Annotated in this window: 16 protein-coding genes, 1 tRNA gene and 1 pseudogene; 8 read left to right on the top strand and 10 right to left on the bottom strand. The window is 60.5% G+C overall.

Annotation, left to right across the window (positions count from 1 at the left end; all coding sequences use genetic code 11):
- The first annotated feature begins 2 nt into the window (after positions 1-2).
- Both SM763_RS02480 and SM763_RS02475 read left to right on the top strand, forming a co-directional pair.
- Entirely contained in the window at positions 3-695 is a 693-nt protein-coding gene (locus SM763_RS02480; protein WP_065273801.1) for a TRAP transporter small permease, read from the top strand.
- Positions 695-2,113 carry a TRAP transporter large permease gene (locus SM763_RS02475; RefSeq protein ID WP_368997415.1) on the top strand — a complete coding sequence of 473 codons (1,419 nt, stop codon included), beginning with the start codon at positions 695-697 and terminating at the stop codon, positions 2,111-2,113. The genes SM763_RS02480 and SM763_RS02475 overlap by 1 nt, the downstream gene beginning before the upstream one ends.
- Before the next feature lie 163 nt (positions 2,114-2,276).
- On the opposite strand, the gene tpiA is transcribed toward SM763_RS02475, so the two are convergent.
- The 7 genes and pseudogenes from tpiA to rimK all read right to left on the bottom strand — a co-directional run bounded on the left by tpiA (position 2,277) and on the right by rimK (position 8,146).
- The gene (gene tpiA, locus SM763_RS02470) at positions 2,277-3,029 is read right to left on the bottom strand and encodes a triose-phosphate isomerase (RefSeq protein ID WP_368997413.1); all 753 of its coding nucleotides are present in this window, start codon (positions 3,027-3,029) and stop codon (positions 2,277-2,279) included.
- A gap of 161 nt (positions 3,030-3,190) precedes the next feature.
- The gene (locus SM763_RS02465; RefSeq protein WP_065273204.1) at positions 3,191-3,550 is read right to left on the bottom strand and encodes a HesB/IscA family protein; all 360 of its coding nucleotides are present in this window, start codon (positions 3,548-3,550) and stop codon (positions 3,191-3,193) included.
- Positions 3,551-3,661: 111 nt separating this feature from the next.
- Positions 3,662-4,900 carry a glycerophosphodiester phosphodiesterase family protein gene (locus SM763_RS02460; protein ID WP_368997411.1) on the bottom strand — a complete coding sequence of 413 codons (1,239 nt, stop codon included), beginning with the start codon at positions 4,898-4,900 and terminating at the stop codon, positions 3,662-3,664.
- A 105-nt stretch (positions 4,901-5,005) separates the two neighbouring features.
- Entirely contained in the window at positions 5,006-5,368 is a 363-nt protein-coding gene (locus SM763_RS02455; RefSeq protein ID WP_065273205.1) for an SUF system Fe-S cluster assembly protein, read from the bottom strand.
- 113 nt (positions 5,369-5,481) lie between these two features.
- On the bottom strand, positions 5,482-5,763 hold the full coding sequence (locus tag SM763_RS02450; protein WP_065273206.1) for an NfeD family protein: 282 nt from the start codon (positions 5,761-5,763) through the stop codon (positions 5,482-5,484).
- A pseudogene (locus SM763_RS02445) lies at positions 5,763-6,651 on the bottom strand (SPFH domain-containing protein). Before SM763_RS02445 ends, SM763_RS02450 begins: the two are co-directional and overlap by 1 nt.
- Positions 6,652-6,733: 82 nt before the next feature.
- Positions 6,734-8,146, bottom strand: a complete 1,413-nt coding sequence (rimK, locus tag SM763_RS02440) for a 30S ribosomal protein S6--L-glutamate ligase (RefSeq protein ID WP_368997409.1) — start codon at positions 8,144-8,146, stop codon at positions 6,734-6,736.
- A gap of 69 nt (positions 8,147-8,215) precedes the next feature.
- On the opposite strand from rimK, the gene tgt reads away from it, so the two are divergent.
- The 3 genes from tgt (at position 8,216) to lon (ending at position 12,798) form a co-directional block, all read left to right on the top strand.
- A complete protein-coding gene (tgt, locus tag SM763_RS02435; RefSeq protein ID WP_274831894.1) occupies positions 8,216-9,346 on the top strand; it encodes a tRNA guanosine(34) transglycosylase Tgt in 1,131 nt (376 codons plus the stop codon).
- 146 nt (positions 9,347-9,492) lie between these two features.
- Positions 9,493-10,152: a hypothetical protein gene (locus SM763_RS02430; RefSeq protein ID WP_368997408.1), complete on the top strand. Its 660-nt coding sequence runs from the start codon at positions 9,493-9,495 to the stop codon at positions 10,150-10,152.
- A gap of 234 nt (positions 10,153-10,386) precedes the next feature.
- The gene (gene lon, locus SM763_RS02425; RefSeq protein WP_274828687.1) at positions 10,387-12,798 is read left to right on the top strand and encodes an endopeptidase La; all 2,412 of its coding nucleotides are present in this window, start codon (positions 10,387-10,389) and stop codon (positions 12,796-12,798) included.
- Between the two features lie 67 nt (positions 12,799-12,865).
- Here the strand turns inward: lon and SM763_RS02420 are convergent, their stop codons facing one another.
- From SM763_RS02420 to SM763_RS02410, 3 genes are all read right to left on the bottom strand, one after another.
- Positions 12,866-13,405, bottom strand: a complete 540-nt coding sequence (locus SM763_RS02420; RefSeq protein ID WP_368997406.1) for a GNAT family N-acetyltransferase — start codon at positions 13,403-13,405, stop codon at positions 12,866-12,868.
- A 25-nt stretch (positions 13,406-13,430) separates the two neighbouring features.
- Entirely contained in the window at positions 13,431-13,688 is a 258-nt protein-coding gene (locus tag SM763_RS02415) for a YjhX family toxin (protein ID WP_368997404.1), read from the bottom strand.
- 256 nt (positions 13,689-13,944) lie between these two features.
- Complete coding sequence (locus SM763_RS02410; RefSeq protein WP_368997403.1) at positions 13,945-14,997, bottom strand: Glu/Leu/Phe/Val family dehydrogenase; 1,053 nt, start codon at positions 14,995-14,997, stop codon at positions 13,945-13,947.
- A gap of 132 nt (positions 14,998-15,129) precedes the next feature.
- On the opposite strand from SM763_RS02410, the gene SM763_RS02405 reads away from it, so the two are divergent.
- The 3 genes from SM763_RS02405 to SM763_RS02395 all read left to right on the top strand — a co-directional run bounded on the left by SM763_RS02405 (position 15,130) and on the right by SM763_RS02395 (position 19,150).
- Positions 15,130-15,591 (top strand): Lrp/AsnC family transcriptional regulator, encoded by a 462-nt coding sequence (locus SM763_RS02405; RefSeq protein ID WP_368997401.1) that lies wholly within the window; start codon positions 15,130-15,132, stop codon positions 15,589-15,591.
- A gap of 117 nt (positions 15,592-15,708) precedes the next feature.
- A tRNA-Val gene (locus SM763_RS02400) sits at positions 15,709-15,783 on the top strand.
- A 466-nt stretch (positions 15,784-16,249) separates the two neighbouring features.
- Complete coding sequence (locus SM763_RS02395; RefSeq protein ID WP_368997399.1) at positions 16,250-19,150, top strand: class I SAM-dependent DNA methyltransferase; 2,901 nt, start codon at positions 16,250-16,252, stop codon at positions 19,148-19,150.
- Positions 19,151-19,384 lie beyond the last annotated feature (234 nt).

Here is a 19,384-nt window from a genome sequence, read left to right as displayed (position 1 = left end):
GCATGTCGGGGGCAAGAACCGGCCCGGCCGGGGTCATCAATACGCTGGAAGAAACGCTGATCGCGCTGCTGTTGGGGCTGATGACAGTGATCACCTTTGCCAATGTGGTGGCGCGTTTCGTGTTCAACTCCAATATCCTCTGGGCGCTGGAGCTGACGGTGTTCCTTTTTGCCTGGCTGGTGCTGCTGGGGGCGTCTTACGCGGTCAAGACGCATGCGCACTTGGGGGTGGATGCCATCGTCAACACGCTTGCGCCGCCTGCACGCCGCGTTGTGGGGCTGATCGCGGTTGGCGCCTGCCTGCTGTTTTCGCTGCTGTTGCTGAAAGGTGCCTATGATTACTGGGCGGTGTTCGCGGATCTGCCGCCGACCTCGGGGCGCTGGTTCCCGACGGGGCTGGACATGAAGGCCCGCAGCCAAAGCTTTTACGAGGTGCAGGACGTGCCGATGGTGGGGATCTTCCGGTTTCTGGAGGATCTGATCAACTACGGCGATTCCTACGAAAAACTGCCCAAGGTGGTGCCGTATCTGATCCTGCCGCTGTCGATGCTGCTGCTGGTGATCCGCTTTGTGCAGGCTGCCCTGCGTATCTGGCGCGGTGAGGCCGACCGGCTGGTGGCCAGCCACGAGGTTGAGGACGAACTGGACGAGGCCCGCGCCCGCGCCACCGGAGAAAAGACGGGGGGAGAAAACTGATGGACGTCGTTCTGCTTTTTGCCATGGTGGTTGGCCTGATGCTGATCGGCGTGCCGATCTCCGTCTCTCTGGGCCTTAGCTCCACCCTGTTTCTGCTGGTCTATTCCGACAGTTCGCTGGCCTCGGTCGCCGGCACATTGTTCGAAGCCTTCGAAGGCCATTTCACCCTCTTGGCCATCCCGTTCTTCATTCTCGCCTCGACCTTCATGTCGACCGGCGGTGTGGCGCAGCGGATCATCCGGTTCTCGATTGCCTGCGTCGGCCATTTTCAGGGCGGTCTGGCCATCGCTGGCGTCTTTGCCTGCATGATGTTCGCGGCGCTGTCCGGGTCTTCTCCGGCGACCGTGGTGGCCATCGGCTCCATCGTGATCGCAGCAATGCGCCAAGCGGGCTATTCCAAGGAGTTCGCGGCTGGTGTGATCTGCAACGCCGGCACGCTTGGCATCCTGATCCCGCCCTCCATCGTGATGGTGGTCTATGCGGCATCGGTCGATGTCTCCGTTGGCCGGATGTTCCTTGCCGGTATCATTCCGGGCCTTTTGGCCGGGGTGATGCTGATGGTGACGATCTACGTCATCGCCCGGATCAAGGATATGCCCAAGGGCGACTGGGCGGGCTGGGCCGAAGTCGGCGCCTCCTTCCGTGAGGCGTTCTGGGGCCTGTTCCTGATCGTGATCATCATGGTCGGTATCTATGGCTATCCGTGGTATTCGCCTGAACTGGGGCTTTACAAGGAGGGCGCGATCTTCACGCCGACCGAAGCCGCCGCCGTGGCATCCGTCTATGCTTTCCTGGTGGCAACCTTTGTCTATCGCGACATGGGACCGCTGGCGGGAACCGAGGTGCGCCCGCGCCGCACCGTCCTGCAGGCGCCACTTGCGCTGCTATCGGTCTGGTTCCACAAGGACACCAAACGGGCTCTGTTCGATGCGGGCAAGCTGACCGTGACGCTGATGTTCGTGATCGCCAACGCGCTGATCCTGAAACACGTACTAACCGACGAGCAGGTGCCGCAGCATATCGCCAATGCCATGCTGTCGGCAGGCTTTGGTCCGGTGATGTTCCTGATCGTGGTGAACATCATCCTCTTGATCGGTGGTCAGTTCATGGAGCCGTCGGGCCTGTTGGTGATCGTTGCGCCGCTGGTGTTCCCGATCGCAATCGAGCTGGGCATCGACCCGATCCATCTGGGCATCATCATGGTGGTCAACATGGAGATCGGCATGATCACCCCGCCGGTTGGCCTGAACCTCTTTGTCACTTCCGGGGTTGCGGGCATGCCGATGATGGCGGTGGTCCGGGCGGCCCTGCCGTTCCTGGCGGTGCTCTTCGTCTTCTTGATCATGGTGACCTATATCCCATGGCTCAGCACGATGATCCCGAACGCGCTGATGGGGCCGGAGATTATAACGAACTAGAGATTCACGAGTACCGAGTTGTGTAAGAGTTGGTACGAGTGAGGGCGCCCCGGGAGATCGGGGCGCCATTTTTGTCTGCGGGTCTTGAAGCAAAGGCCGTAAAAAAGCCCAGCTCTGCGTCAGAGCCGGGCTTGTCATTGATGTGTGAGGCCGCGCCTCTTGGTCAGGCGTTCTCCAGAGCCGAGATGATCGGAGAGAAATCCGCGGCGGTCAGGCTGGCGCCGCCAACAAGGGCGCCGTCCACGTTCGACACGGCGAAGATCTCGGCTGCATTGCCGGGTTTCACCGATCCCCCGTAAAGCAGGCGAATGCCTTCGGCGGTCTCGGCGCCAAAGCGGTTGGTCAGCTCGGCGCGCAGGAAATCGTGCACTTCGCCGATCTGCTCCAGCGTTGGAACCTTGCCGGTGCCGATGGCCCAGACCGGTTCATAAGCGACGACCAGTGTGGCGCCGCTGGCGCCCTCGGGCACCGAACCGGCAAGCTGCGTGCCGACGACCGACAGGGTTTCTCCGGCTTCGCGCTCTTCAAGCGTCTCGCCAAGGCAGACCACGGCCAGCAGACCGGCGGCCATGGCGGCTTCGGCCTTGGCAAGGACGATGGCGTCGGTTTCACCGTGATCGGCGCGCCGTTCAGAGTGGCCCAGGATCACCGCGCTCGCGCCTGCATCCAGCAGCATCGCAGCGCTCAGATCGCCGGTATGCGCGCCCGAGGTCGCGGCGTGACAGTCCTGACCACCGATTTGTAACGGTCCGCCGCGGGTGGTGTCCGCCGCGCGCGACAGCAGCGTTGCGGGGGGGCAGATCAGGATGTCGGTGCCATCCGGCGCCGGATGGCCTTCAGCCAGCGCAGCAAGCTCGACCAGCTCCGCCCCGGTGCCGTTCATTTTCCAGTTTCCCGCCGCCAGTTTCCGCCGCATGTGTCGCTTCCCTTGTTGTTCTGTGGCGTGGTGGTAGCACCCCGCGTCAGAGGGAGCAATTGTGCAAGACGCCGCTGGCGTGGCCATTGGAAACACAAAAGGGCGACCGAAGCCGCCCCATGCAATGAATGCCGTAATCTAGGGTGATCAGTCGTCTGAGTTCAGGCGCCGGGCATATCCTTGAAGCTGATCGACTCGCCGCAGCCGCAGGCCTCGGCGACGTTGGGGTTGTTGAACTTGAACCCGCTTTCCAGCAGCGTGGTTTCATAGTCGATCTCGGTGCCAAACAGGAACATCTGTGCCATCGGCGCGATCATCACCCGGGCGCCGTCCTGTTCCACGACCTCGTCATTGGGATCGGCGTCATCGACGTATTCCATGGTGTATTCCATGCCGGCGCAGCCGCCTTTTTTCACGCCGATGCGCAGGCCCGCGTGGCCCGCATTCTGCATCAGCTTTGAAATCTGCGCCGCAGCCTTCGGGGTGATGGTTACAGCCTGTTTGCCGGGGATACCGAACATGAAAGTCTCCAATTTCGCGCGTTACCCTCAATCTAGGGTCCTGCGGCGGCAGGCTCAAGGGGGCGGCGGCAGATGCGATGCACAGGTGCCTGTGCGGTGGCGGTTTTTTGTCTACAGTCCCATGCAGTTGGCGTAATAGGTCACCGTTGCAGGCCAGTCGGAAAAGACACCGGAGACGCCCACATCCTGCGCCAGAACGTCCAGCACCTGATAATAGGCCGAGGCATCCGAGATTGCCGGTTTCACTGACCGGTAATACCAACCGCCGCCATTTGTCAGCGGCCCAGAGCGCTCCATCGACCAGGCGATGATCTTGAGCCCCGCCTCGCGCGCCTTGATGGCATAGGGGGAGGGCACGATCTTCCCGTCCTCCAGCGCCAGCAGCATCCAGATCGGCGGTGCGATATAGTTAACCCCCATATCTGCCAGCTCCTGCATGCTCGGCTTGAAACTCGCGGGGTTGGACGGATCCACCTTGCCTTCATCGGCATCGGATTTGGAATAACGGTCGTCGAGGTACACCGCCTGCGCGCCGAACTCCGGCTCGTTCTCGATCCAATATAGGACATCGCTGAGATCGAAACTTTGCAGCCAGACATCCGATGCTGGCACGCTCGCGGATTTGTACTCTTCCACCAGCTTCTGCGCGTAGTCTTCCTGCGTGAACCCGTTGAAGGGCATCTGCACCGCGGGGGCCTTCAGCTCGGGCGTGAACTTGGTGCCTAGGCTGCGGAACAGAGCGATGGATTCAGCATGGGTCATGCTGCGCGCGCCATCCACATAGAGCGTGCTGCGCCATGGGGCGACGCCGCCCTGATAGGCTTCTGCGGTCTTCGCCGTCTTGTCACGGCTGTCCATCTTGGGAGTCAGGCTGCGGAACTCTTCCAGCGTGATCTCCGAGGTACGGCACTCGGCCTTGGCGTCCGCGCCGCCGCCTGCGGGGGTGAAGGGGGTGATGCAGGTGTCGGCCAGATCGCTGGTCAGGATATCGGTGGTGGTGTGAAGATCGTTCTGGGCGTGGCGGCAGACCAGCTGCAAATCCTTGGTAAAGGTCACATCGCACTCAAGGATCCCGGCGCCCATCTGCGCGGCGGCCATATTGCTTTCGATGGTGTGTTCGGGAAAGAGCAGCGGTGCGCCGCGATGGCCGATGGAGAATTCCGTGCGCTGCGGCACCTGCGCGGCGCAGGACTGCAGCCTCTCCTTCAGCGCGCCCGCGGGCAGTTTGTCGATCAGATAGGCCGGACGCGGACCATAGGTCAGGGCGGTTTCTGCGACAGCAGAAGTGGCGGCAAGCGACAGGAGCAGGCCGGGCAGGGTAAGGGCCGACAGGGCAAGGGAAAGGCGCAAAGGGATTCTCCGGAAAAAAATCAGGTTTGAAACAAAAATCGCGGCGCCGGGTAACACCCGCGCCGCGATCCCATGAAACTATTGTGATGATGCACGGGGCAGGGATTACATGAACCCAAGTTCCAGGCGCGCCTCGTCCGACATCATCTCCATGCCCCAGGGCGGCTCCCAGGTCAGTTCGACATCGACGGATTTAACGCCGGGTACGGGCGAGATCGCATCGACGATCCAGCCCGGCATCTCACCAGCAACCGGGCAGCCCGGTGCGGTCAGGGTCATGATGATCTTGACGTCATTTTCTTCGTTGATGTCGATGGTGTAGATCAGGCCCAGCTCGTAGATATTGACCGGGATTTCAGGGTCATAGACGCTACGGCATGCGTCTGCCACCGCATCGTAAAGCGGGTGGGAAACAGAAGACGGCGCGATCAGCGGCGCCCCTTCAAGAGGTTCGGAAGCGTTGGTCATATCGGTCCCTGACTGGTTATCCGACCGTTTATATAGGGAACAGGGCAAGCGGCGTCCAGTCTTGGACCGCAGGGAAGTTGCGCGCTGGTGCAGATGATAGAGGCGATTTTTGACTAGTCGTTGATATCCGTGTCAAAGGTCTTCACCTGCCCGCGAGGCAGGGCAAAGGCGCGGCGCAGGACAAGCCAGGCGATGAGCGATATCGCCGCAAAGAGGAAGACCAGCACAGGCAGGCCAAAGGTGCCGCTGCCCATCGCAAGAAGCAGTACCCCGACGCCAAGGGCGCCGATGGCAAAACCGAGGAAGACAAAGCCCGGCGCCAGCACCTCCAGAATGCCAAGTACCAGCGCCGCAGCGCACCAGACCCACCAGAGTGCCCAGAAGGGAGCGGCCATTACTTGTTTCCTTTCAGCATCTTGAAGGCATCACCAAAGGCCTCAAGCGCCTGCGCCGGGACCACGATGGTCTGGCTGCCGGTGCCTGCGCCAAGAGTATTGAGCGCCTCCACCTGTTTCAGCGCCACCTGATACTGCGCCGCCTCCAGACCGTTTTCGGCAATCGCCTTGGCCACCACTCCGGTCGCATAGGCTTCGGCATCAGCCTGAATGCGGCGGGCTTTGGCGGTTTGTTCGGCGGAATACAGTTCCGCATCGGCGGCGAGTTCCACCGCGCGTTTCTTGCCTTCCGCCTCGGTCACCTGCGCCCGGCGCGCGCGTTCGGCATTGAGCTGCTGCAGCATCGCATCGCGGGTGGCCTGATCGAGATTCACGTCAAGGATCTCGGCGCGTCACTTCAATCCCCCAGTCATCTACCGCGCTTTCGACGCTGCGCTTGATCTCGCCAATGAGCTGCGAGCGGTTGGATTGCACCTCATCAAGATCCATCTTGCCGATCTCGGCGCGTACGATACCCGCGACGGTGGTGGAGATTGCCCCGTCGACATCGCGGATACGATAGACTGTCTTTTCCGGCTCCAGGATGCGGTAGAATACCGAAGTGTCGATTTCTACCAGCACGTTGTCGCGGGTGATCGCATCCTGGCTGGCGTTCGGCAGTTGCCGTTCAAGAATCGACACCTTGTGACGGACCGCATCCAGAAAGGGCACGATGAAATTGATGCCCGGGCCAAGCACCGACTTCAGGCGGCCAAAACGTTCGACGACAAATTTTTCCGACTGCGGAACGATACGGACGCCTTTGAGAATGACGACGATCAGGAAGATCGCCCCGAGAATGTATAGCAGGCTGCCGGACAAGAGGGCGGTAATCTGATCTTCGCTCATAACTGGAAATCCTGATTGAAAGGTATGCAGCCAAGATCGGGCGGCAGGGCTCTGCGGTCAAGCCCTGCCGCGGCCAGTGAGGTCACTTGCGCGCCGTCGCCTGTTTGCGCACCCGCAGGGGGGCGGGGCGCACGTGGTCTTCGATCTCGTCATAGAGCAGCCCGGCGATGTTTTTCTTCGAGGTCCGTTCGATACCTTCCAGCCCGGGCGAGGAATTGACCTCCAGCACCTTTGGCCCGGTTTCCGAGCGCAGCAGATCCACCCCGGCCACGTTGAGCCCGAATGCCTTGGCCGCCTTGACGGCTGTAGCGCGTTCTTCCTTGCTGATCCGCACCGAGACTGCGCTGCCGCCAAGATGTAGATTGGAGCGGAAGTCGCCCTCGGCGCCCGAGCGTTTCATCGCCGCGACCACTTTGGAACCGACCACCAGACAGCGGATATCCTCGCCATTGGCCTCTTTCACGAATTGCTGCACCAGGAAGTTTGCCTTGAGTCCGCGAAAGGCGGTGATCACGGATTCGGCGGCCTTCTTGGTTTCGGCCAGCACCACGCCTTTACCCTGCGTGCTTTCCAGCAGTTTCACGATCAGGGGGGCACCTCCGACGATGTCGATCAGGTTCTTGGTATCCTTGGGCGAGGCGGCAAAGGCGGTTTCGGGCATGCCGATCTTCTGACGTGCCAGTACCTGATGGGCGTGCAGCTTGTCGCGACTGGCGGTGATGCCAGCGCTGCCGTTGACGCAAAAGGTGCCAAGGGTTTCGAACTGGCGCAGCACGGCGGTGCCATATGGGGTGATCGAGGCGCCGATGCGTGGGATCACCGCGTCATAGCGCGGCAGACGCTTGCCGTCGTAGTGCACTTCGGGCGCCAGCGCGTTGATGTCCATGTAGCAGCGTGTGGTGTCGATGACCTCGACGGTGTGGCCTCGTTTTTCGCCCTCTTCCACCAGTCGGCGGGTGGAGAAATTATCCTCGCGGCTGAGTACAGCAATGCGTAGCACCCGGTTCGGCGCGGCCTTGCGGATGTGTTTCGAGGCATAGACGGCATAGTCCAGCTCTGGCTGGCAGAACCGTTCCGAAGGCGCCACGGCAACGTTCTCTCCCAGCGCCTGACGGCCCAGCAGCATATGCACTGTCATGCCGCTGCGGTCGGTGAGGGTGACTTCGATGGGCCAGCTGTGGCCATCGACCACCAGATCGGTCGAGATGACATAGCGCATTTCGCTTTCGCCATTGGAGGAGGTCACCTCACGCCGGTCGATAATATCGGCAGAGCAGGGGATCCGCAGCCCTTCCTGCCCTGGCACGGGGTGGACGGTAAAGCGTACCTTGGGGGCGGCAGCCGGTCCGAAGGTTTCGATTTCGGTGGCATGCAAGGCAGAGGTGCGGGCGCCGGTGTCGACCTTGGCCTTCATTGCGGGCAGGCCAAGCCCCGGCAGGCTTACCCATTCCTCCCAACCGAGGGTCAGTTTTGCGGCGTGCTCGTCTGTGGACATGCGCTTGGCTCCTTGGCATTAGGGGAATCTTATGGTCGTCAGATGACAGAACTAACGCAGGAAGTCGAAATGTCAGAGCTTTTCAAGTTTGAAATGAAAGCGCAGGACGGAAAAGCACGCACCGGTGTGATCCAGACGCCGCGCGGTGACATTCGTACGCCTGCCTTCATGCCCGTTGGCACCGCTGCGACGGTCAAGGCGATGATGCCGGAAAGCGTGCGCGCCACCGGCGCTGACATCCTGCTGGGCAATACATACCACCTGATGCTGCGTCCAACGGCTGAGCGGATCGACCGGCTGGGTGGCCTTCATAAGTTCATGAACTGGCAGCGTCCGATCCTGACCGACTCGGGCGGGTTTCAGGTGATGTCGCTGGCGGGCCTTCGCAAGCTGACCGAGAAGGGCGTGACCTTCAAAAGCCATATCGACGGCTCCCGGCACGAGCTGACGCCAGAGCGCTCGATGGAGATCCAGCGGCTCTTGGGCAGCGATATCGTGATGTGTTTCGACGAATGCCCGGCGTTGCCTGCGGACCGCGACCGCATTGCCGAGTCGATGCGCCTGTCGATGCGCTGGGCCGAGCGGTCCAAGGACGCGTTTGGCGACCGGCCCGGTCATGCCCTGTTCGGGATCATGCAGGGCGGGCTGGAACAGGACCTTCGCGAGGAAAGCGCCAAGGCGCTGACCGACATCGGCTTTGATGGCTACGCGGTGGGTGGCCTTGCGGTGGGCGAGGGGCAGGAAGCGATGTTCGGCTGCCTTGACTACGCGCCGGACATGCTGCCGCAGGACAAGCCGCGCTACCTGATGGGGGTGGGCAAGCCCGACGATATCGTCGGCGCCGTGGCGCGCGGCATCGATATGATGGATTGCGTGTTGCCGTCGCGCTCTGGCCGGACCGGGCAGGTCTTTACCCGCCGCGGGGTGGTCAACATCAAGAACGCGCGGCACGCGGATGATCCGCGTCCGCTGGATGAGCAGTGCAGCTGCCCGGCCTGTTCGAACTATTGCCGCGCTTACCTGCACCATGTGTTCCGCGCCAACGAGATGATTTCGGGCATGCTGCTGACCTGGCACAACCTGCATTACTTTCAGGAGATCATGCAGGGCATGCGCGATGCGATTGCGGCGGGGACGTTCGAGGCTTGGCAGAAGGACTTCCACGACACCCGCGCTGAAGGTGATATCGAGCCGGTGTAATCGGGGGGGTATTAAACCGCTGACCACCCTTTTCCGGGTAAGAGGCGGGGGCTGATTGCCCTTTACCTGCGCGGCGACCGTTTATGCCTTGTTCACCAGTTGTGAAGACCTTTTTGCTAGTTTCCCGCCAAAAGGGGAGAATGGTGATGAGGTGGTATCTGGCGCTGGCTTTTGCGGCCTTGATGGGTGGCTCGATGGCAGCTCAGGCGCAGGCGACACAGGATAACACCACGCCAGGATCGCTGGCAGAGGCATCAAGTTTCTTCAAGGCGCCGCGCCTTAACGGTTGCAGCATTCCGCTAGAGGATCTGGTCAAAGGTGGCTCTGCCGGGCTGCGCGGCCAGTGGATCGTTCAAAAAGGCCCGGGAGAGATGTCGACGGCTGTGGGCGGGCGCATCGAGATGGTGCCGCTGCCGCAACGCAGCGGCGATACCCTGTCGCTGCGGTTTCGCAATGGCAGGCTGGTGGCGGATTCGCCGGTGCTGGGGCTTATTGGGATCTCTGTACAGGACCGGGGCCCACTAAAGCCCGGCACGGGGCTGCGCGCCGAAAGCGTCGGCCGCGGCGATCTGCCGGATGATGCCGAGGTGTTCCTGGATGAGGTGTCTCTGGGGCCGCTGCCCTGCGGCGCCGATCAACTGATCAGGCTGACCCTGCTGGCCGAGCGTCCAACCGGTACCGGAGAGGTCTTGCGGCAGGAGGTGCGTTTGTTCCTGATCGATGAAACACGGATGAGCGGAACCTATACTGAAACCGGGCCGGGCGGGCGGATGGAGCGGGGATTCATCACCCTGATGCGACGCTGAATTGACCCGCATGGCCCAAACCGGGGGCAGCTCGCAGCCCCCTTCACCATTTGCTCACCCTTCCTGCATTTGCGCCCTTGTGGTCGCCGCCCTGCAGGGGCAATGTGAGCGCAAAGATTGAGGCGCTGCGGTTGAAATACATGCTGAACCGCACCAGATAACAGATCAAAGAGGAGACGCCTGCGGCTGCCGCTACCTGGGGCCTGGACGTCTTGCCAAAGAAAAGGACCGAGTATGCAAGAGCCACTCAATTCTTCCTATCCCGTGCTGCCGCTGCGTGACATCGTGGTGTTCCCGCACATGATCGTGCCGCTGTTTGTCGGCCGGGAGAAATCGGTACGCGCCCTGGAAGAGGTGATGGCCGATGACAAACAGATCCTGCTGTCCAGCCAGATCGACCCCTCAGAGGACGATCCGGAAAGCGATGGTATCTACCGCGTCGGCGTGCTGGCCAATGTGCTGCAGCTGCTGAAGCTGCCCGATGGCACCGTCAAGGTGCTGGTCGAGGGACAGACCCGCGTCAAGATCACCGATTTCCTGGAAAACGACAGCTATTTCGAAGCCCGCGCCGAACTGCTGAACCAGATGCCCGGCGACGTCACCACCACCGAGGCGCTGGTGCGCACCGTTGGTGATGAGTTCGAACGCTACGCAAAAGTGCGCAAGAATATCCCCGAAGAGGCGCTGAGCGCAGTTGGCGAGACCACCGAGCCCGCCAAGCTGGCGGATCTTGTTGCCGGTCACCTGGGTATCGAGGTGGACCGCAAGCAGGAGTTGCTCGAGACCCTCTCGGTCAGCGAACGTCTGGAAAAGGTCTATGGCCTGATGCAGGGCGAAATGTCTGTCCTGCAGGTCGAGAAGAAGATCAAGACCCGCGTCAAATCCCAGATGGAGAAGACCCAGCGCGAGTATTATCTGAATGAGCAGATGAAGGCCATTCAGAAGGAGCTGGGCGATGGCGAGGAAGGTTCGGGCGAAGTGGCCGAACTGGAAGAGAAAATCGCCGAGACCAAGCTGTCCAAGGAAGCCCGCGAAAAGGCCGATGCCGAGCTGAAGAAGCTCAAGAACATGTCGCCCATGTCGGCCGAGGCCACCGTGGTGCGCAACTATCTGGACTGGATGCTGTCGATCCCGTGGGGCACCAAATCCCGCGTGAAGAAAGACCTGAACCGCGCGCAGGATATCCTCGACAAGGACCACTACGGCCTTGAGAAGGTCAAGGAACGCATCGTCGAATACCTTGCCGTGCAGCAGCGCTCGGCCAAGCTGAAGGGGCCGATCCTGTGCCTCGTTGGCCCTCCGGGTGTGGGTAAGACCTCGCTTGGCAAATCGGTTGCCAAGGCGACGGGGCGTGAATTCATCCGCATCAGCCTTGGCGGCGTGCGCGACGAGTCCGAGATCCGCGGTCACCGCCGGACCTATATCGGCTCCATGCCCGGTAAGATCATCCAGGCGTTGAAAAAGGCGAAAACCACTAATCCTCTGATCCTGCTCGATGAGATCGACAAGATGGGCCAGGATTTCCGTGGCGACCCGGCTTCGGCGATGCTGGAAGTCTTGGATCCGGAACAGAACTCGACCTTTGTCGACCACTACTTGGAGGTGGAATACGACCTCTCGAACGTGATGTTCCTGACCACGTCCAACAGCTACAACATGCCGGGCCCGCTTCTGGACCGGATGGAGATCATTCCGCTGTCGGGCTACACCGAGGACGAAAAGCGCGAAATCGCCAAGCAGCACCTCGTGTCCAAGCAGGTGAAGAACCACGGCCTCAAGGCCAAGGAATTCGAACTGACGGATGAGGCGCTGACCGACATCATCCGCACCTACACCCGCGAGGCGGGCGTGCGGAACCTGGAGCGTGAAATCGCAAAGGTGGCGCGGAAATCGCTGACCAAGATCGTCAAGAAGGAAGCCGAGAGCGTCAAGGTCACCCATGACAACCTCGACGAATTCCTGGGCGTGCCGAAATACCGCTTTGGTCTTGCTGAAAAGGAAGATCAGGTCGGTGTCGTGACCGGTCTGGCCTATACCTCGGTCGGCGGGGAGCTCCTCAGCATCGAGGCGCTGCGTCTGCCGGGCAAGGGTCGCATGAAAACCACCGGTAAGCTGGGCGACGTGATGAAGGAGTCGATCGAGGCTGCTTCCAGCTATGTGCGCTCGGTTGCGCCGCAGCTGGGGATCAAGCCGCCAAAGTTCGACAAGTGGGACATCCACGTGCACGTGCCCGAAGGTGCCACGCCCAAGGACGGCCCCTCGGCGGGTCTGGCCATGGTGACCTCCATCGTGTCGGTGCTGACCGGGATCCCGGTACGCAAGGACATCGCCATGACCGGCGAAGTCACTCTGCGTGGCAATGCGCTGGCCATCGGCGGGCTCAAGGAAAAACTTCTGGCAGCCCTGCGCGGCGGCATCAAGACGGTGCTGATCCCCGAGGAAAACGCCAAGGATCTGCCGGACATTCCCGACAACGTGAAGGAAGGTCTGGAGATCATCACGGTGAGCCACGTGTCCGAAGTGCTGAAACACGCACTGGTGGGTAGCCCTGAGCCGATCGAATGGGACGAGGAGGCCGAAGAGGCCGCCGCTGCCCAGGCCGCGCTGGAGGCGAAATCCGCATCGGCAGCGCCCACCGCGCATTAAGCGCAGCGGTTATAGAAACAGGAAAGGCGGCCCGGTTGGGCCGCCTTTTTCTTTTTAGGGCTGGGGCTTACCAATACTCCGACTTGCGGAAGGGCGCGGCGCAGGAGGCGGGGCCGATCAGCGGCGCGAAGGCTTCCCCGGTCAGCGATTGGCCCAGCCATCCGTGCGGGTAGGACAGAGGCATGGGCGCCGCCGCTTCGTGCTGGGTGATCTGCCTGAACCCGACCTTGGCGTAGAAATTGATATCGCCATAGGTCAGGATGATATCGACGCCATCCCTTTTCAGCTGGCTGAGGCCATGGCGCAGAAGCGCCTGACCGGTGCCCTTGCCCTGCTGATCCGGCGCAACCGCTACCGGCGAAAGCAGAAAGACCACCCGGTCGTCCTGATCATAGCGCATCCGCGTGAACAGGATGCTGGCAACCACCGCGCCGCCCTCTAGCACGGAGAAGACAAACAAATCCTCCTCTTCCACCGTGGTGAGGAGGGCGCGCACCAGCGCAGCGATGGTTTGCCCTTCGTCGGCGCCTTCCGACGCGGTGAAGGAGGCGGCGAACAGGTCGGTGATCTCTGCTGTTCGCCCCTTGTGGCCTGACACAAATTCCATGGTCTGCTCCTTTGATGTCATGATGTTATCGTTGGTTCAGCTGCGCGCGTACGGCTTTGATCCCCAGTCGCGAGGCGCGATAGGGTTTGCCGTCGCGAGATTGGATGAAACGGCGTTTGTGCAGGCGCTGAAAGACGCCAAGGGTGCAGTCCGACAGAACGTTCCCCTCGCGCGTGTAGCAGGTGATACTGCGGATCTTGCCGTTTTCAGTGCGTTCATGATGGATGCTGCCGCCAAGGGCGAGCTCGTGCAACACGCGTTGCTCGTGTTTTGAGATATTCAACGGAAGTCTCGATTTTATAAGAGTGCAAGAAAAAAGGTCACTCAGCCGATGCCGTGAGTGTCCTTGTTGCGTCCTGCGTTCCCGAAATTCTGTGCCGGGAACGGGCTTATGCCCGGGTCTCTTCCATAAAATCTCCAATGCATGAGGCGTCAGCCCCATGTCTTCTGCCCTAAATAGGGAGGCAAACCCGCGCTGACAAGCGGCAGCGCCAAATGGCAGCTGCCGCTGTTGCATCTCTGTAATCGTTGAGGTGGGCTTAAGCCGCTGCGGCCTGCGCTATCTTCGCCCGCACGGTGGCAATGGCCACGGCATCCGGGCTGATGTCCTGCTGACGCGCCTGGTTGAGCACCTCGGCCATGGTCGCTTCCAGCGCAGCAAGTTTCTTGGCCACATAGGCCTCGCGGTCCGCGATTTTCAGGATCTCGGTCGCTACGTTGATGATGCCGCCGCCATTGGCGATGAAATCGGGCGCATAAAGGATGCCGCGTTCATGCAGGGCCTGACCGTCCTCGGGGGTGGCCAGCTGGTTGTTGGCACCGCCTGCGACGATTCCGACCTGCAACAGGGGGATGGTCTCGGCATTGAGGATGCCGCCAATGGCACAGGGGGCAAAGATATCCGCCTGCACGGTGCAGATCTTGTTGATGGCAACCGGGCGGGCGCCGAATTCCGCGACCGCGCGTTCGATGCGCTGTGGGTCCACATCTGTGACGATCAGACCGGCGCCCGCGTCATTCAGGAACTGGCACAGGTACCAGCCTACATGACCCAGCCCCTGCACCGCCACCGTGACGCCCTGCAGATCGGCGCTGCCGACCTTGTGCGCCCGGGCGGTGCGGATGGCGTTGAAGATGCCGCGCGCGGTGATGGAGGAGGGATCGCCGCTGGCAAACTCCCCATCGGAAAGCCCGGCGACATAGGGCGTTTCATCGGCCAGCAGCGCCATGTCGGCAGGGCTCATGCCCATATCCTCGGCGGTGATGTAGCGGCCGTTCAGGCTGTTGATGGCGCGACCAAAGGCGCGCAGCATCTCTGGCGTTTTGCTTGTTGTCGGGTCGCCGATGATCACCGCCTTGCCGCCGCCCAGCGGCAGGCCCGCCGCGGCGTTCTTGTAGGTCATGCCCTCGCTCAGCCGCCGAACATCCTCCAGCGCCTCATCCGCAGTGGCATAGGGGCGCATCCGCAGCCCGCCAGCGGCCGGTCCGGCCTCGGTTGAATGGATGGCGATGAAGCCGGTCAGACCGACGGCGGGATCGTCGACACGGTAGATTTCTTCGTGACCGGGAGAGGCGATTTTGGTGAGGGTCATACTGACAGGCTCCTGAACTAACGGCACCAAGATACCGGGTATGGGCTTCGGGAATTTTCCAAAGATGCCCTCAGGAGTGGTTGTTTTTGGAGTAATTTGCTAACATGGCGCCAAGTAATGGAGGAAATCGCTATGGACGCTATCGATCGCAGGATTGTCACCGCGCTGCAGCGGGACGGTCGCATGAAACTGGCTCAGCTCTCAGAAGAGGTCGGCCTGTCACCCACCCCCTGCGCCCGGCGGGTGTCGATGCTGGAAGAAGCAGGGATCATTACCGGCTATTCCGCGCGGGTCGATCAGGCCAAGGTCGGGCTGGCCGTCACCATTTTTGTCGCTGTTGAACTGGAGCGCCAGTCGAAGGATGCGCTGCAGGCCTTTGAAAATGTCGTGCGCCAGTTCGATCAAGTGATGGAGTGCTACCTGATGACTGGCAGTCGCGATATCCTGCTGCGGGTGGTGGCGCAGGATCTGACGGATTTCGACCGCTTTCTGGAAGAGCAGTTGATGCGGGTGCCGGGGATCCGCAATACGCGGTCCAGCTTCACCCTGCGCACCATGATCCGCCGCGATGTGCTGCCCGGCGGACCTGGCTGAGGCGGCCAGTGCAGGAGGGATGTGAAAAAAGGAAGCCGGAAAAAGAAGCGGACTGGTGAAAATCTTCATATCCCCCTCTTGCAGAGCGGTGATCCTGACGGTAATACCCGATCCCACGGGTGATTAGCTCAGTGGTAGAGCGCTTCGTTCACATCGAAGATGTCAGGAGTTCAAATCTCTTATCACCCACCACCTCTCCGTCCTCTTAAGTGGCTGAAAAATAAGCAAAAAATTTTCGCCCTGTTTCGAAAAGAGTAGCAGGAAGGCCGAAAAAGAGTAGCAGACGGGGTAGCAGGGCAGGGCTTGTCAGAGACAGATTCGGGCCTTCAATCGTCTTACGTTTCGTCGTCTTCCTCCGCCCCAGCGGCTTCTGAGACAGGCGCAGGTGCGACGACAGGGCCGGGAGGCAATCGGGCGTCAGCCCGTTCATACATCGCCCGTTCCATGGCCTGCTTTTCGCTCTTGAGCACTTCCTTGCCGTCCTGTCGGAAGCCTGACAGGACTACGTAGTGTTGCGCAAGAGTGGACAGAATACAGTTGCGTTTCTGTTCCGTGCATTGGCCCTGCCACTAAATCGGCTTTGCCTTACCGATGGAGAATCTGGTTTTTCAGAGTAGATAAGTGCTAGAGATACAAGAAAAGTTTTTATGGTGGTTACATGCAGGCAGCAGATTTTATCCGCAAATGGGAAGCCTCGGAGCTGAAGGAGCGAAGCGCTTCCCAGTCCCACTTCAACGACCTCTGTGCACTTCTCGGAATTGAAGACCCGATCAGTGCTGACCCCAAGGGCGAATGGTTCACGTTCGAACGCGGCGCGTCCAAGACATCAGGCGGCGAAGGCTGGGCAGACGTCTGGCGCAAAGGCTGCTTCGCGTGGGAGTACAAGGGCAAGAAGAAAAACCTCGACAAGGCTTTCGATCAGCTCCTGCAATACTCAATAGCGCTGGAAAACCCACCGCTCCTGATCGTGTCGGACATGGCGCGCATCCGTATTCAGACAAACTGGACGAACACCGTCCAGCAAGTGCACGAAATCACCACGCCCGACCTTTTGGACGCCAGCAAGCGCGACCTCCTGCGCGCGTGCTTTACTGACCCCGAGAGCCTGCGCCCCGCCAAGACACGGCAGGCCCTGACCGAAGAGGCGGCGCAGAAATTCGCATCGCTGGCGCAGCGCCTGCGCAACAGCGACCATGACCCGGAAACCGTCGCGCATTTCGTGAACCGGCTTGTGTTCTGCATGTTCGCCGAAGACGTCGACCTTCTGCCGAACAAGATGTTCCAGAAGATGCTGGAACTTTGCCAAAAAGATCCAACCGAGTTCCAGCCCTTCGCCAAAGACCTCTTCGCCGCCATGCAATCCGGAGGGCGCGTTGGCTTCGAAAAGGTGGAATGGTTCAACGGTGGTCTCTTTGATGACGACACCGCCCTGCCACTCGAAAAGGAAGACTTGGCGGACCTTCTCGCCGCTGCCAAGCTGGACTGGTCAGAAATCGACCCCTCCATTCTGGGCACCCTGTTCGAACGCGGGCTTGACCCGGACAAGCGGTCTCAGCTTGGCGCGCACTACACTGACCGCGACAAGATCATGCAAATCGTCAACCCGGTCGTGGTGGAGCCGCTGCTTGCCGAGTGGGCCGAGGTGAAAGCGCAGATCGAAGCGGCGCTGAGCAAGGCAGAAAGCGCCAAGTCGCGCTCTGCCCGGACCAAGGCCGAGAAAGAGGCGGAACGCCTCCACGCGGCGTTTCTGGAGCGCCTGAGGGGCTTCCGCGTACTGGACCCGGCCTGCGGCTCCGGCAACTTCCTGTACCTGTCCCTCTTGGCGCTCAAGGACATTGAACACCGGACAAACCTTGAGGCCGAGGCGTTGGGTCTGCCGCGCGGCTTTCCGACCATCGGGCCGGAATGCGTGAAGGGGATCGAACTGAACCCCTATGCCGCTGAACTCGCCCGTGTGTCTGTGTGGGTCGGGGAAATCCAGTGGATGCGCCGGAATGGTTTCGATGCCGCCCGGAACCCGATCCTGCGCCCGCTGGGCACCATCGAAAACCGGGACGCCGTACTTGCGCCGGACGGGTCCAAGGCAGACTGGCCAGATGCGGATGTGGTGGTCGGGAACCCGCCGTTTCTTGGAAACAAACGCATGATTTCGGTACTTGGCGAAGGCTATGTCACAGAACTTCGCAAGGCATGGAAAGGCGTCCCCGGCGGCGTGGACCTAGTCTCATACTGGTTCGCCAAGGCTTGGGAAATGATAACCGATGGAAGGCTTTCACGGGCTGGTTTGGTTTCTACAAACTCCATTCGAGGAGGCGCAAACCGGGAGGTGCTGAAGCCAATCGTGTCTGGCGGACGTATCTTCAATGCGTGGGCTGACGAAGACTGGACAGTTGAAGGCGCGGCGGTACGCGTGTCGATGGTTTGTTTTTCAGCACCCGATAATGAAATTCCTCCAAAGTTGGATGGGCAGCCTGTCTCCGGGGTCCTTTCTGATTTGACTGAGTCTCGGGGAGAGGTTGATCTAACTGCTGCGAAAAAACTGCGCTCCAATTCTAATTGCTCATTCATTGGCGTCTTCCTAAATGGTCAGTTTGAAATAGATGCTGAGGTTGCAAGGGGATGGCTTGACCTACCCCGGAATGTCAACGGTCGCCCAAATGCGGACGTCATTAGGAGAACCCTAAATGGATCGGACTTTCTGAAAGGACGTTCAGACAAGTGGGTTGTGGACTTCGGCGCGTCAATGTCCGAAGCCGACGCAGCGATGTACGAAGCTCCATTTGAGCATATTCGTCAGAATGTTAAGCCCGTGCGCCAACGTTTGAAAAAAGATGGTTCCTTTGCGGTCCGTCGAAAGAACCATCGTGAGATATGGTGGAGGTATGGGGAAGCCCGTCCCGGAATGCGGGCGGCCTTAGACGGCCTTGAACGGTTCATCGTCACACCAATGGTTTCTAGTACGAGGGTGTTCGGATTCTTGGACAAGGCCTTTCTCCCAAATCAGAAGCTCGTTGTAACGCCGCGCGACGACTGTACCACTCTTGGTATACTCAATTCTCATTTCCACAATGCTTGGACGCTTGCAGTGTGCACTTGGATCGGAACGGGAAATGATGTGACATACTCTCCGACGATGACTTTTGAAACTTTCCCATTTCCGAAAGGATTGACGCCCGATACTCCCGCCAGTGACTACGTTGACGACCCCCGCGCCCAGAAGATCGCCGAAGCCGCCGCAGAACTAAACCGCCTGCGCGAAAACTGGCTGAACCCGCCTGACCTTGTGGACAGGGTCCCGGAGGTGGTCGAAGGCTACCCCGACCGGCTGATACCGAAAGACGACAAGGCCGCCAAGGAACTCAAGAAACGCACCCTAACCAACCTCTACAACGCCCGCCCTGCATGGCTGGATCACGCCCACAAGAAGCTGGATGAAGCTGTGGCAGAGGCTTACGGCTGGGGCGAAGACTGGCGCGACGGCAAGTTAACCGACGACGAAATCCTTGCGCGCCTCTTCCGTCTCAATCAGGAACGCGCCGCGAAGCAGGACAAGACTTGAAAAAGGCGGCGGCGCTGATCGGAGCGAATGGCAGTCATGCCCGATCAACGCCGCCTAGTATAGCGCGACCGAATGGAAATATCGCGCTTCTCTGACTGTGGAGATGCGCCCTTTGTATCACGAAGGCGTCCGATCACGAAGAATCCGGGCAAAACGGGTCACAATTTTAGGTTGTGCGCAATTCCGGATTCACCGGAAATTTTCTGAGGGCGGAATCGCGATCTGAAAGGTCGG

Origin of the sequence: Pseudophaeobacter sp. C1-32P7, from assembly GCF_041008775.1 — a bacterium.
In the GTDB taxonomy this organism is placed as follows: Bacteria; Pseudomonadota; Alphaproteobacteria; order Rhodobacterales; family Rhodobacteraceae; genus Phycobacter; species Phycobacter gallaeciensis_A.
This window is presented reverse-complemented; position numbering and strand designations above follow the sequence as displayed.